This window comes from Pseudomonas abietaniphila, assembly GCF_900100795.1.
In the GTDB taxonomy this organism is placed as follows: Bacteria; Pseudomonadota; Gammaproteobacteria; order Pseudomonadales; family Pseudomonadaceae; genus Aquipseudomonas; species Aquipseudomonas abietaniphila.
Map to the genome: position 1 here is coordinate 1 of NZ_FNCO01000016.1, position 13,547 is coordinate 13,547.

Here is a 13,547-nt window from a genome sequence, read left to right on the forward strand (position 1 = left end):
CTGCTCAAAAAGTGAGCAGAAGCAGTTGAACACCTGGGTCAGTTTTCAGTCGGCAGAACAGCCTCTACTGGGTCAGTTTTCGGTCAGCGGCAACAGTGGGGGCACACGAACTGATTTCCGGCCTGACTGCGGCTACTGGCCGAACTTCGAGCGGCTCTAGTCGCCGAGTCTCGGCAAACCGGATATCAAATTGTACGAAAGCCAGATGTCGTCCAGCCTTAGCTGGGGTGGTTGCTTCGGGCGAGCATAGAGCCGAGCCACTGAAGGTGCCTATACCCATGACCGGCAGAGATTAATGTTGGAGTGGGAGGCGGAATGCGGCCATCACTGGGCATCTGTCGCTAAGGTATAGCAACGCCGTGGTGAGCTCTGACTCGCATTGGATCGCCGAGGATGCAAGCTTGGAATCGACGTATTGGAGGGCAGCCGGCTGGTTATGCCGTAGGTACGCCCGGAAATACCCCACATCGGGCAGGCATTGGCAGCAATCCTGATACTGTCATATCTTTTCCATGCGCGAGATTTGAGATGGCCCACTCTGCGCAATGCGTCGTCAGCTTCATCGCAAATCTGTCGCCGATTTACCACGGCGAAGAAATCCTCGGCATGCACGTAGCCCGATCACTCATGGACGGCACCGTGATTGTGCCCGAGCCAAATGACGAACAAGAGCCGGAGGATGCGTCCGTAATTGTGTGGTGCCAGGGCGACTCAAGCAGGGCTAGTGAGGTACCGGCGTACTTGATGGCCAGCAATGCGTTGGTGAGCTACGTGCAGTTCCACAGCGTAGGTCGAGACGCTGAGTATGCCGGCAACCTCCTGGACGACCTTAGTAAACACTTCATTCACAAAACTGGTGCAACAATGTGTCTGCCATACCGCGAGGAAGAATTCGCTTTTCTCGGGAAAGTGCTTAAGGCAACTGAAGCAGCGGGGCCGAAAATAGCTTGGGAAGCTCTCAAAAAGGGGCTGGGGCTGTAGCGCGGATTCGATATGTCTACAGGCCTGCAAAGCCTCAATTTGCCTCTATCCTTAGCAGACCCTGGTGTGGTCAGAGTGGATAATTGCATCATGCGCATCCGGAGTGCAGATGCCATTGACGAAAACTACACTGTGACCATTGTTGGTGTATCCTTGATCATAACAAAGCTGCAGCCGATCAATCGGGCTAGGCATTGTCAATGCCCCCGTAAATAGCTGTCTCGCTTAGGTGGATGAGCGAAGCGCATTATATGAGTTTGTTACCATGCAGAGACGGATTTCCCTTCTTTTAAAAGAGCAGCCAGGCCTAAAGGGCCGTGAAATAGCTTCAAAACTGGGCCTTGACAAAAAAGAAGTCAATCGTTTTTTGAATGACAGCAGGACACTATATCAACAAGATGATGCCTTCTGCTGGTCACTGAATCTTAAATCGGAGTTTGTGGTCGATTTTTCCTCTCAAACCCACGGTTCATGGATCAAAGACGGGGACGTAGAGCGGGAGCTGATGAAGGCTGGTTCACCCCTTGAGCTGCCCTATCGAAAAGTTCGGATCCTGATTGGAGACGGAAAGCCAATGATGTTGTGTGCAATCGCAAAAATTCTTGCGTTGGCTAATCAACTGGCGCTCGAAAAGCGCGCAGTGTCCCTAGATTTTTCAGGGAATATCAGTACGTTATCATATCTGAGCCGGGCAGCTTTTATCTCCCGGTTGCATAAAGAAGTATGCGTTTTGCCGCATCGTCCAGATGAGTCTGAAGGTCAAATGTATTTGGCTAATAATTTGGGATTAGTTGAGCTTTTGGAAATCAAAGATTCTTTAGCGGAAGAGAACATTCCAGAAAGGATTAAGCACAGCTACGAGCACTTATTTGGAAAGCTACATGCGAACAAGTTATTTACTATAGTTGCTGAATCCGTGACCAACGTTCAAAGACATTCGGAAACTAAAGTGCCTGGTGTTGCCGCGATGCAGCACTATAACTTCGGTAAAAACAAATCAAAAGTGTTGACGATTATATCAGATAGCGGTGCCGGTATATGTGCCACGCTACGCCCTGCTTTGGCGAAATACTGGCCTGGGGTTGCGGCGCAGTTTCCAGCGAATGACGGCGCTTCCGATCCAAAACTAATCGTGCGAGCGATGCAGGAACAAGGTTTAAGCTGCACGGGGCAAGGTGGTGCGGGACTGCATGCCACTCTCACTAAAGCGCAGCTATTAGACGCTTCGATAAATATCAGGCAAGAGACCTTTTCGGTCTGTCTGTCGTACAAAAATGGGCAGCTACAGAAACCGACATGGGCTTTGAATTTGCCTAAGCTAGCAGGCACCCATATTGTTTTTGAGTTCTTGACAACAAAATTAGCCGCTGCTTAAATCCTTTCCATGAATGAGAAAATCCCCACCATCGACTTTAGCAAATGTGCTAGCGCCAAGAATCCTTACGGGAGCGCTAGTGGCAAGCTTGCGCACGCTAAATTATTGGCTGAGATAGAAAATCTCGGAAAAGTTAGCGTAATCGGCGTCTCCTTTAGCGGCCTGGAAGGCGCAGACGTATCTTTTCTACGAGAGGCTTTGGTTTACGCGATCAAGCGTTTCAAAAATGAGATTGCGTTCTATGTAACTGACCTCCCAGACGAAGACATCGTGGCTAATCTTCAAGCGGCAGCGGTCTCTGGAGGCCAGCCTGTCACGTATTGGTCTGATGACGAATGTCGCTTTCTTGGCTCTGAGCAGTCCTCATCCAGCCGGACGCTACTGGATTTCATCGCTTCCCAGCGTTCGTCCACGACGTCGAAAGTCGCTGAGGCTCTCGCTATCAGCGTGCAGAATGCCAGTACCCGCCTCAAGCGGCTTTATGAAGAAGGCTACGTGATGCGTATCGAAGAGACCGCAGAAACTGGCGGTCGAGAGTATGTGTACCGGGTAGCAGGCGGTTCTGCTTAAAGGGCTTCCGTTAACCAGAAAAAGGGTGTAGGCTTTTGTCTATGCCCTTTTTTTGCGCTATAGAGTAAACAGCTTCATTTACTCAGAATTATCTTCCAAAGCCTAAGGACGGCTTCGGACAGCGCCAATAGGGCATAGCTCGAACGCATGGAGCGCTTGAGAGATGTGGAGCAGAGGGGTTGGGGGCACGAGAGATCAGCGTGCGGCTCACTAAAAATAGGAGGCAAGCTGAGAGGGATTTCGGAGAGGAAACGGAGATTTGGCAACCGCAGCGCAACGCCAATTGCGCTTGAAGGCACGAGCACGTGTGAACGACGTGAGTATCCGTGTGCTTCGGCGGGCAGTCAAGGGAATGATTGCAGCCATCTCCTAGAAGACAGGTTCATCTTGAACCGAATTATTGCTCGATACCGAGCCACTAGGAGAACACCATGCAGGACTTACAAAATCAACAGCGTCCCATCACCATTCACATTGGAGATGAGAATCTGAATTACCGCGAAGTAATCATCCACGACCACACTCCAACGGGTCAGCAAATCGCATTGGCTGCGGGTTTCAAGCCGGACGATGAGGCTATCGTCCTCATGCTGCTGCCAGCGGGGCTTGAAGATGTAAGCCCGAATGAAGGTGTTGGCGCGGTGCTGGATGGTCAACGCTTCATCGTTGCCAGCTCAGATCGCACCTACAACTTTACGGTTGATGGCGTCCGCCTGCCATGGCTGCGTTCGACCATTACCGGTGAAATCATCCGCAAGCTGGCCGATGTCCCATCGGATAAGCGCCTGCTGCTTGAACGCGAAGACGAAGCGGATTTGGAAATCTCAAATGGCGCTGTGGTTGATCTCGATGCTCCTGGCACCGAACGATTTATTACTCGCCCTGGCATCTGGAAGCTGAACGTCCAAGGCACGATTCTGGACATTCATTTTCCATCCATCTCCGTTCGGGATGCTTTAGTTCTGGCTGGCCTTGATCCGAATGGCAACTGGCTGATTTTTCTCAAGGTTGAAGGCCAAGAGAAGCGCGCGCTGCAAATGAGCGATGTGATCGACCTGACAACTCCCGGCATTGAAAAGCTTCGCTTGACCCCAGCCGATGTTTCAAATGGCGAGTCAGCATCGACGCCGCTCCGCCAGTTCGACATTCTGCCAGCAGACGCAAGTTATCTCGATGCGATGGGACATCGCTGGGAGACTCGCTTTGAACCCATAACAGGATCCGAACCGCGTCGCTGGCTTGTAATACAGGATTACGTTCTTCCTGAAGGTTACACCTCCGAGAAGGTGCAGTTGGCCTTGGACATCCCAGCTGCCTACCCGATTGCGCAGATCGATATGTTTTATCTGCTGCCAAGTGTCGCCTTGTGCAGCGGGATGCCCATCCCTAACGTTCAGGTGACAGCGGTCATTGGCGGTCAGACGTTCCAAGGCTGGTCTCGGCATCGTCCTTGGAATCCTGCCTCGGACAGCATTGCTACACAGATGTCGATGGTCGATGGCTGCTTGCACAAGGAGGTGGGCAAATGATCGCAAATACCTCACTGGTATTTGCTGAAGCCGATCATGCCGCGCTTCGGGAGCATTTGTTCCCGGGCGATGGCCTGGAGGCATCGGCAGTGCTGCTGTGCTCACGTTTTGAGGGGACTCGGACGAAATTGTTGCTAAAGGATTGGATACCTGTCCCTTACGAAGCTTGCAAAGTTAGGTTGGTGGATGCGATCACGTGGCCTGGTGAGTATCTTGAGCGTGCTATAGACCAAGCAGAGAAAGAGGGCCTGACAATTCTTCTGACGCATTCGCATCCTGGTGGCTTCTTGGAGTTCTCCCAAGTTGATGATGATAGCGACGCGATCAGCGTACGAGCCCTTTGCCAAGCCATAGACAGAGCCCATGGTTCCGCGATCATGATTGATAGCGGTGAGATGAGGGCTCGGCTGTACAACAGTTTGATGGTGCCCTCATTCATCGACCTTGTCACAGTTGTTGGGCATGACATTCACTACTGGTGGGCTGATTCAAGGGCGGAGTGCCCACCAATGGCTTTCACTTCGGAGATGAAGGCATATCTGAGGCGGCTGGTGGTAGCGGTCGTAGGTGTCTCAGGTACAGGGTCTATTGTCGCGGAACAGGTTGCACGACTAGGGTTCGGACGAGTAATTCTCATCGATCATGACTGTGTTGAGCTGAAGAATCTCAACCGGATTCTGAACTCGACCGTTGAGCATGCGATTGCTTCGACGCCAAAGACTGAAATGTTTGCTCAGGCAATCACACGGATGCGTGGTGAGAATGTGGCGGTATCGATCAACGACTCTTTGGCAACCAGGCACGCAGTCCTTGCAGCGGCAGAAGCTGATGTCATTTTCAGCTGTGTCGATACGAAAGAAGCGCGGATGATCGCAGATCGTCTGGCGGCAGCTTTTCTGATCCCCCTCTTTGACGTGGGTGTCACGATCCCCACCTACAAGACCGTCGATGGTCATGATGCGATTATCGACGTCGCAGGGCGTATCGATTACGTTCGGCCTGGAGGCCCCACTTTAGAAGAACGTGGGGTGTACAGCCCCGAATCCCTCCATGCGGAGTATCTGCTTCGCGTAAACAAAGACGCCCATGAAGAGCAAGTCAATTTGGGCTACTTCAAGGGAATACAAGATGAGGCTCCCTCTGTAATCACTCTCAACATGCGCGCAGCCTCTGCTTGCGTTTCTGAATTTATAGCCAGGGCCTTTCCGTTTAGAGAAGAACCCAACTCAAATTACGCACGGACGCGATTCAGCTTGTCAGGCTGTGAAGAGGATTATTGCCGGGAGGATTTTTGGCCCATTCATGCCAACCTGCTGCTGGCGTCTGGGTGTTCGGAGCCCCTATTAGGTATACCTTCACTTGGTCGGAGGCAATCCAATGCTGCGTGATATTGTCGCTTGGTTTATTCGCAGCGCCGAACCACTGCTCCCTTCTCGGCGCCTGGTCGTGGTAGAAGGGGACACTCTGCCATCCACGATACCCTTTCGATCTTTGGTGTTAGCAAGAGACGCTGACGAGGACTGGTGCATCGGTTTCCGATGCCCTTGCGGATGTGGTCGAACTATCGAGCTGATGTTAATCCTAGAGGCCAAACCTCGTTGGAGTTACAGCTTGGATTCAGCAGGGAAGCCATCACTCCACCCGTCGATTTGGCTTAACAATGGTTGCAGATCTCACTTTTGGTTACGGCAGGGACGCGTCCACTGGGTGTAGCTTACGACAATGCCTGACGAGGAACGCTTGTGTTTGGCAATAGGAGTGGATCTGGCTCCGAGATCAAGGAGAGTAGAATGACCCGCTGGATAACGGCGTCTGACAGTCAGGCTGGTTCTAGACAGGAGGGCATGTTTGGTGCCAAAGCAAGCGGAGCGCGCAGGCCGAAAGGTCACAGAGCCGAGGATCGAAGCCCATAGGGCCATGACCCCAGCGACAGCTGGCGGCATGGTTCACGAGAGCCGCTCCCGTCCGGGCGGCCAAACAGTTTGGCAGACAGTTCTATCCTTCGGTAAGCGGCTGATTTTTGCTGCCGTCATGGTTAGAGCACAAGGTACTGACCCAGCTTCCTCTCGTCTGCGTACCTGGCGCTCCGCACTGCTCACACGTTCGCAACGAAAGCTGCACCGCCAGATCCACGGCACCTTCGCAGTATGCGTCTCCACCCTCGTAGAAAAAGCGAAGCTCGCCGAACTTTGATTTTATCTGCCCGACCGTCACTGGAGCAACATCCGGGTACCGCTTAAGGCGAGCCTGGAGCGTATCGCAAAGAGACAGCAGGATTCCCCTCCACCCAGGATTACAGTAGATGTCGTCAACGGCGGGATCAGAAAAGAGCAGCGGATATCGTTGCCTGAACTCTTCGACGGTGATCTCGGGTAAGGCAGTGGTGGGCTGATTCATAATGACCAATCGGGAGCAGGAATTTGCGTGCCTGGGTGGGAGCGAGGCACGACGCGGGATGATTCATTGTGCATCGGAGGCGAATGATCAGCCCGGCGCTCAGAGTCGTCATGGGAGCATCCAGACCTGGCAACCTTGGTATCCTCAAAGGCAAGCGGAGCGCGCAGGCCGAAGGCCGCAGGTGTAATGGATGGAAGCCCAGAGGGCCGAGACGCATGGCGGCTTGGTTCACGACAGCCGGCACGGGCAGGGGACACCAAGAACAACATTTTCCCATCAGAGCGCTTTCAGCATCGTCTCCAGCGTTTGAAGCTCCCATGTGCTGAACAGCGCCACAGGGTTCCCAAAACGATCACCAGGATCAAACGCGCATAAGGGCGCCCCGTTTCAAGATTGGATGCCCGTTAGTGTGCGGTGCAGCTGGCAGACTCCGCACCTGAATGGCGGCTGAGCCCTCATCATTGCTTTAGATGGACGCAGGCACAACCGGGGGCCGAGCAAACCACGATCCTGTGTGCTCTTGCTGATCCATCGGCTCAATGAAGTCCCAGAGCAGGGACTGCCGAAACCTACGGGCAGTCCAATAAGCGGGGTCGGGCAATGCCTGTTTGAGATACGAGCAAATCAGCTTATTCATCTCACGGGAGCTCATCGGAACAGTCTTGCCCAGGCGGGACGGAAACAGGTAGTCATCAGGAGAAAGATCTTCTTGGTCAATGTAATCGGTCACGATTGGCCAGATATGATGAAACGAGCGCGCATATCTGGGTTGCCCAGTGAGTTCGTCGCCAGCTAGCTTGATCCTGACTATCGACTCGGAGACAGAAATGTCTTGCGCTTTGACCGCCTCGATGCGAGCCACGGTGATGCCACTCAACAACATCACAAATAGACATTGATCTCGGAGGCCCCCACGCAGCCGGACAAGATTCCCAAGAGAAACCAGTTGTTCCGTGCTGATGCGCCTTACCTTAGAGCTTGGCCCTGTGTTGAGGTGTTGAAAGATGGCCAGCTCTTGGATCGGTAGTGATGCGGCCAGAAGATCGAAATCGGTTTCACCGACGCCCGTCACCTTGCCTGTCTGGCAGAACGCGAGGATGGATGTGGTGAGACCAGCCCTCACATCGGTAGCGGTTGGTGCGTGGCTACTGGGTTCGTTTTTCTCAGCTGATTGTTGAAGATCATGGTAGTCGCGGTAGCCCAAGCCCTGTGCCGCTACCTCGTGGGCGAGGGATAAGGTTAACGAGTCCGGCCCAGGCCAGTTCTTCTGTAGTTTTTTAGCGATTCGGTTGAAGCCGCGTTTTTCGCGAAGATCAGCGAGAGAAATTGGTACGCGCATGGCATCCTCCAATTCGTCAGCGGTGTCGGCTACCCCCTGACATTTGTCGGGTGCATGCATTGCAGAAGGAGTGAAACACCCTATGGCTAACCGCCTTCGCGAACCGACCGCTCGATTAGGGCACCGATCAGCTTACGCTAGCACAGTTAGAGCAGGTGTCCAGTGGGTTGGTTGATAAGAGGGAGACTTGCATGGCGATTCCCATCGGTGTTCTTCACTCAATCTTCTCAGTGTGGGGACGGGTACTGTTATTGCTAGCTGATTATCGAAGTCCGGTAAGCTGGCTCTCAGCATTAACAACTACAGGATCGCTTGTGGCTTCTGAAAAAAATATCCGAATCCCAGAGTAAACCGCTACCCGAGAGCGATAGCCCCATCTCAAATGAGACGCTGATGCTCGTGACGAAGTCTGAACGTCAGTATAGGAAGCGAAGGCGCAGGGAAAGGCGATGGGAACTCAATCGATTCTTCTGGTTCCTCGATGAGTATCCCAGTCAGGAGAGGTACAGACCATTTACTGAAGACCGCAGAAACACGCGTCAGGAAATGGAGTATCACCGTCTCCGCCAAGTGATGAGTTGGACGTATTGGTCGCACATGAAGTCGTCCACAGGCCTTAAATTTGCTGCCGCTGGAGGGCTGATTATCGTCTTGAGTTGGCTGGTCATGGACGGATGAAGCGGTAAGGGCAGGCTTCAGCAAAAAATACTTTCAGAACGTGTACTCTCATTTTTGCGGATCCGCGCACACGTCCTACATCAGCTCAATGCAAATGGGGCAAGCTCAGTCAATCGAGGATCAGCGAATGCTTGGCTTAGTCGCTTTGCAAACTTGCGTACATGTGTTGGCTCGAGCGATAGCGTTTTACGCAGTGCTTTTCCCAGCGGGCCGCACTGCGCTAGAGACGTCTCCAGAGGACGCCCAGAATGTGGCGTGTTTCTGGGGCTTCACGAATGTTGAGATGGATCCTTGGTACGAGGAGCCTGGGAAGGATCGGTGAGGCGGATGTCTTCCTCACCTATTGCGAGCTTAGCCAAGCTTCCACTCTCTGCAGCCTGTTCAGTTCCAAAAGCTTGGGCTTGCCAAGATCCAGTACCCCAAGGAGCCGACTTCTCGCCTCAGGGGAAGGGAACCATTCGGCGACTTCTACGCCGCAGTGCTTTGAATCGCTCAACGCCCATTTCACTACCATGTCTGCTGCAGCTCTGTAGTGATCAGCCATAAAGAGCCTTTTGTCCTCTTGGGGCCAGCCACGCTCTCCCATCTGCTCGGTGATATCAATGATGCCCGTATCACCGAAAAACACATCGGTATCTGGCTAGTGAATCCCTGCAAGCGATACTTTGGCGACGCCTGCCTCCTCGGTCAAAGTACGACAGGAAGTGCCACCCACCGGTGATGCACGCTGGGTGAGGGAAATTGATTGCGGCCTTGCCAGTTATGTAGTGCCGGCGAGGAACGCGTTTGAGGTCAAAATCGAAGAGCGGTTGCACCATGTGACATGCCTCTGTGCGTCTGCGCTACTGATCGCCAGGACACACCCTGAAGACGGAAGACTGAGATGCAGCAAGTTTCCACCGCGCTCAGGGTCCAGCCGAACCATCAACAGCGAGAGAGATGCTCAGTCGCCAGGTAGCCTCGTCTGCGCGCTTGGTAAGCGTGTAGCCACCGCAATTCGGCACCTGATTAGTGATCTCGTAATCACGCCAGTCAGCCATAGCTCCACCATCAATGGTCTGCGGCCTGCGCTCGATCAGCCACGCCACCGCATTGATGAGTTGCCCATGGGAAAACACCGCGATGTCTTGTGCAGGATGATCCGCCAGCCTAGCTAGGCAAAGCTGGGCTCTAGACATGAAATCTAGGAACGACTCTGCACCGTCACCATTCGAGAACGCAGGATCTGATCTCGACCAGTAGGCGTCGATCCACTCACGCCGTTGGGCGACAGTCGTGTTTGCACATCGTGCTGGTTCAAGGTACGTGAACTCTTGAATTGGCCAAGTTTCAATTGGTGCGGCAGGAAAAGTGGTGGCGGTGGCCATCGCAGTCAGCTGAGCTCGGGAGAACGGCGATGCAACGATCAGATCCGGGCATGTGCGAAGGAACGAGCCACGAGGTTCGCTTGGTCAGCCCCCTTCCGGGTGAGCGGAATTGTCGCGTGATCCAAGCTAGCTTCACCGGCGTTGGCCGCGCTTTCACCATGACGAATCAGCCTGACAGGCTTCACCAACTGGAGACTCGCATGGGATCGAACATTCCTTTTTTCTAGGCTTGGCTCAGGGCTGCAGACGTTATGTCTGCGCCCTGAAAAATCACTTTTTGGGCGGCGGAGGCGGCGGCGGAGATTTCGGAAGGTTTTTTCCGTGATCTTTAACGAAGCGCATTGGCGGGGGTGGAGGTGGCGGCGGCTTTTGATTGCTCATGGTTTAGCTCCTGCTGGTGGGTATAGAACGGAACGAATGACAACACCGAGAGAATCATGGTGAGGGTTACGTAATTCGCTAACGAAACGAGTTTCGCACCGCGTTTATCGTTGTTCACCGTGTTAACGGTTGCACCCTCAATGTAGTAGCTCAAAATGATCGTCTTGAAGTAGGTTTCTGCGTCATCGTCATTCTCTCCATGAACTGCGAAATGAGCCGTCGCATCTGCTCTGTACCTCTCCAATTCGGCCAAGGTGGGCAGGCCTCTATCGAAGTCGCGCAATTGCCATGACGAACGAAAGTAATATGCGCCGCAAAGCAGGCACAGCACGGCGCACAGGTACAAAATCCAAAATGCAACGCCTGCAAAACCGTCTTCTGAGCTTGGTGCTTTGCCCAGCATGTAAGATAGAAATGAGAGTAGTACGCCCAGAATGGCGAGGGGAAGGTTGAGCCTAGAGATGAGCTTTTCTTTGCGCTCTAGCTCGTAAAAATAAATTTTCTCGTAAAAAGCAAACCTTGCTGTTTCGTCCATGTGAGCTCCTTCTGACCACAGAATACTGGCCTATTGTACCGTCACTTAACGAGAGCACGAGCGATCTAGCTCGGCCAAAGCTAGCTCGGAACGTCAGCGTCTGCTGACCCTGCTGGGCCCGATTCAGGTATTCCAATATTTCTGGACGATACTTCTGACAAGCCCGAGCTTTTCCGAGATTGTTTTCTGTCGAGACCTTGTGCTTTTAGCGTCCGAACGGACTCGGCGTTAAGGGGCTGCATGGATTTTCCCTGCGAGCGCTTGATGAGCTTGCCATCGCAAAATTGTTCACCTAGGCCAACAACCTCTACTGTTGGGCTCTCATTCCAAGTGGTTACTGATTATCAGTTGAGCCCTTTGAGCTTTGGATGTAGCTCAGTGTGCTAGGCGCTCATGGTTTGCGGACAAGATGCTTCAGCTGCTCACGCGAGGCGACTATCTGGTCGCGGAGCTCTTCGGGATCAATAAACATCCCTCCTTCTGGTGTCACCCTGAGGGTTTTGAAGCTGTTTGCTGCCCGGATGAACTCGCGCTCACGCGTTTTTTCACGCTCGGGGCGGCGGTCGGGGAACAGCCAAGCTATGAGGCGCTGGACAGTAATCATGTGTGCTCTGGTGGCCTGGTTACAACTGAGAATCATATAACGTGGGTTGCTGCACAGCCATTTAGGCGCCCACTTTTCATGGCCAGGTAGCTCGGTAATCCGAATGGCGTCATTGTGGAAATCCCTCTCCCTACTGATGGCTAGATGATGACACCGTCTGGTTGTGCCCTCAATGCCCTCTATTTTAGCTCCAGCCTGCTGTGCTACTAGCTTTACGAAAAGCTTTACAGACCAGATTTGTCCGTCACTTCCAAGCGATTTTTCCTGGCTCCTTGCTTCCTCTTTCGATCTTTACAGAATCAGGAACCGCTAGCTTTACAGATTTTCAACCATGGCTATCAAACTGATTTTTAAGGAGTTTGCTTTACAAAATTAGGTCTGGAAACGTTGATATCTATTAAAAATATCTATTAATCAGTCTGTTACAGACTTTTATCAGCACCCCCGTTTTAGGATCCAAATGGATCGAGCGCGATAACAGTTTGAAAAAAAGCCCCCGGACAGCTCAGCTGCCGGGGGCTTTTTGTTGGGCCTGAATCCTGTGCGTTTCAGGTGTAAAGACCCGAAGCCTGTTACAGCCCCAGGTCCGACAGGCCAGGATGATCGTCAGGACGACGGCCCAGCGGCCAGTGGAATTTGCGCTCGGATTCCTTGATCGGCATGTCATTGATGCAGGCGAAACGGTTGGCCATCAGGCCGTCTTCGTTGAATTCCCAGTTTTCATTGCCGTAAGAGCGGTACCAGTTGCCTGAGTCGTCATGCCATTCGTAGGCGTAACGGACGGCAATGCGGTTGTCGGTGAAGGCCCACAGCTCTTTGATCAAGCGGTAATCCAGCTCTTTCTTCCACTTGCGAGTCAGAAAGCCCTTGGCTTCTTCACGGTTGATCGCGAACTCAGCGCGGTTGCGCCATTTGGTATCGAGCGTGTAGGCCAACGAGACTTTTTCCGGGTCACGGCTGTTCCAGCCATCTTCGGCCAGGCGGACCTTTTCGATGGCCGATTCGCGGGTGAAAGGGGGAAGTGGCGGGCGAGTTTGTGCAGTGGACGACATAGCGAAGCCTCCAGACAATGATGAGTTCGGCGTTGGGTGAAGCGTTCTTGAAGCTCAGGCCACTAGGACGAGGCCTGTTTGAGCAACAGCTGCGCAACGTCCTTTGCGCTGTCGGCGGCGCTGAAGTCCCCCATGACGCGGGCCATGGTGATGGCGCCTTCCATCAGAATCAGCAACTGTTTGGCCAGCGCTGACGGTTGCTCGATAGTCAGCTGCTCGCACAGCTCAAGCGTGTAATCGAACAACTTCTGTTTATGCAGTTTGGCGATCAAACGAATTGGATCGTTCGGATCGCCAATCTCGCCGGCAGTGTTGATAAAGGCACAGCCGTGAAATCCTTCGGACTCGAACCAGCCTTTGAGCACGGCGAACATGTTGAGAATGCGCGCATCGGCGGTTTCAGCCTTGTCCGACTCCGTCCTGAACCACGTCATCCAGCGGACGTCGCGCGCATTCAGCGCTGCCGCGGCCACTTCGTCTTTGGTTGCGAAGTAACGGTAGATACTTTTTCTCGCGACGCCAGACGTTTTCACCAGCAGGTCCATGCCGGTGGCGTGGATGCCGTTCTGGTAGATCAGTTGCTCGGCGGTCGTGAGAATCTTTTCGCGTGTTTCGATCAGAGGTGCGTTCATGTGATTCAAGGTAGAACGATCGTTCTCCATGGTCAAGTGACTTTTTGAAAAATCGTTGATTCCGTTGGTCGGTGTCGCTGTTTGCAGATGAAGGATTTACCTGGGTG

Annotated in this window: 11 protein-coding genes and 2 pseudogenes; 6 read left to right on the forward strand and 7 right to left on the reverse strand. The window is 53.1% G+C overall.

The genetic code is table 11. From position 1 onward, the window contains the following. Positions 1–528 precede the first annotated feature (528 nt). The 6 genes from BLS87_RS25265 (at position 529) to BLS87_RS34760 (ending at position 6,168) form a co-directional block, all read left to right on the forward strand. Positions 529–981 (forward strand): hypothetical protein, encoded by a 453-nt coding sequence (locus BLS87_RS25265; protein WP_062384640.1) that lies wholly within the window; start codon positions 529–531, stop codon positions 979–981. Between the two features lie 265 nt (positions 982–1,246). Further along, a complete protein-coding gene (locus BLS87_RS25270; protein ID WP_062384644.1) occupies positions 1,247–2,356 on the forward strand; it encodes a hypothetical protein in 1,110 nt (369 codons plus the stop codon). Between the two features lie 9 nt (positions 2,357–2,365). Beyond that, positions 2,366–2,926 (forward strand): winged helix-turn-helix transcriptional regulator, encoded by a 561-nt coding sequence (locus tag BLS87_RS25275; protein ID WP_062384647.1) that lies wholly within the window; start codon positions 2,366–2,368, stop codon positions 2,924–2,926. 431 nt (positions 2,927–3,357) lie between these two features. Further along, on the forward strand, positions 3,358–4,455 hold the full coding sequence (locus BLS87_RS25280) for a multiubiquitin domain-containing protein (protein WP_062384650.1): 1,098 nt from the start codon (positions 3,358–3,360) through the stop codon (positions 4,453–4,455). Beyond that, positions 4,452–5,843 carry a ThiF family adenylyltransferase gene (locus BLS87_RS25285; protein WP_062384654.1) on the forward strand — a complete coding sequence of 464 codons (1,392 nt, stop codon included), beginning with the start codon at positions 4,452–4,454 and terminating at the stop codon, positions 5,841–5,843. Before BLS87_RS25280 ends, BLS87_RS25285 begins: the two co-directional genes overlap by 4 nt. Next, positions 5,833–6,168: a ubiquitination-like system serine protease family protein gene (locus BLS87_RS34760; protein WP_074756876.1), complete on the forward strand. Its 336-nt coding sequence runs from the start codon at positions 5,833–5,835 to the stop codon at positions 6,166–6,168. The genes BLS87_RS25285 and BLS87_RS34760 overlap by 11 nt, the downstream gene beginning before the upstream one ends. A gap of 1,150 nt (positions 6,169–7,318) precedes the next feature. On the opposite strand, the gene BLS87_RS25300 is transcribed toward BLS87_RS34760, so the two are convergent. The 7 genes and pseudogenes from BLS87_RS25300 to BLS87_RS25340 all read right to left on the reverse strand — a co-directional run bounded on the left by BLS87_RS25300 (position 7,319) and on the right by BLS87_RS25340 (position 13,440). Then, positions 7,319–8,191, reverse strand: a complete 873-nt coding sequence (locus BLS87_RS25300) for a phage integrase family protein (protein WP_143024483.1) — start codon at positions 8,189–8,191, stop codon at positions 7,319–7,321. A gap of 1,018 nt (positions 8,192–9,209) precedes the next feature. Beyond that, positions 9,210–9,687: pseudogene (locus BLS87_RS34765) on the reverse strand (hypothetical protein). A gap of 87 nt (positions 9,688–9,774) precedes the next feature. Further along, positions 9,775–10,421: pseudogene (locus BLS87_RS25320) on the reverse strand (histidine phosphatase family protein). Positions 10,422–10,564: 143 nt separating this feature from the next. Beyond that, on the reverse strand, positions 10,565–11,152 hold the full coding sequence (locus BLS87_RS25325) for a hypothetical protein (RefSeq protein WP_238591778.1): 588 nt from the start codon (positions 11,150–11,152) through the stop codon (positions 10,565–10,567). A 391-nt stretch (positions 11,153–11,543) separates the two neighbouring features. After that, a complete protein-coding gene (locus BLS87_RS25330) occupies positions 11,544–11,756 on the reverse strand; it encodes a hypothetical protein (RefSeq protein ID WP_062384669.1) in 213 nt (70 codons plus the stop codon). A 572-nt stretch (positions 11,757–12,328) separates the two neighbouring features. Beyond that, positions 12,329–12,808 carry a nuclear transport factor 2 family protein gene (locus BLS87_RS25335; RefSeq protein WP_074756880.1) on the reverse strand — a complete coding sequence of 160 codons (480 nt, stop codon included), beginning with the start codon at positions 12,806–12,808 and terminating at the stop codon, positions 12,329–12,331. A gap of 62 nt (positions 12,809–12,870) precedes the next feature. After that, positions 12,871–13,440 (reverse strand): TetR/AcrR family transcriptional regulator, encoded by a 570-nt coding sequence (locus BLS87_RS25340; RefSeq protein WP_074756882.1) that lies wholly within the window; start codon positions 13,438–13,440, stop codon positions 12,871–12,873. Positions 13,441–13,547 lie beyond the last annotated feature (107 nt).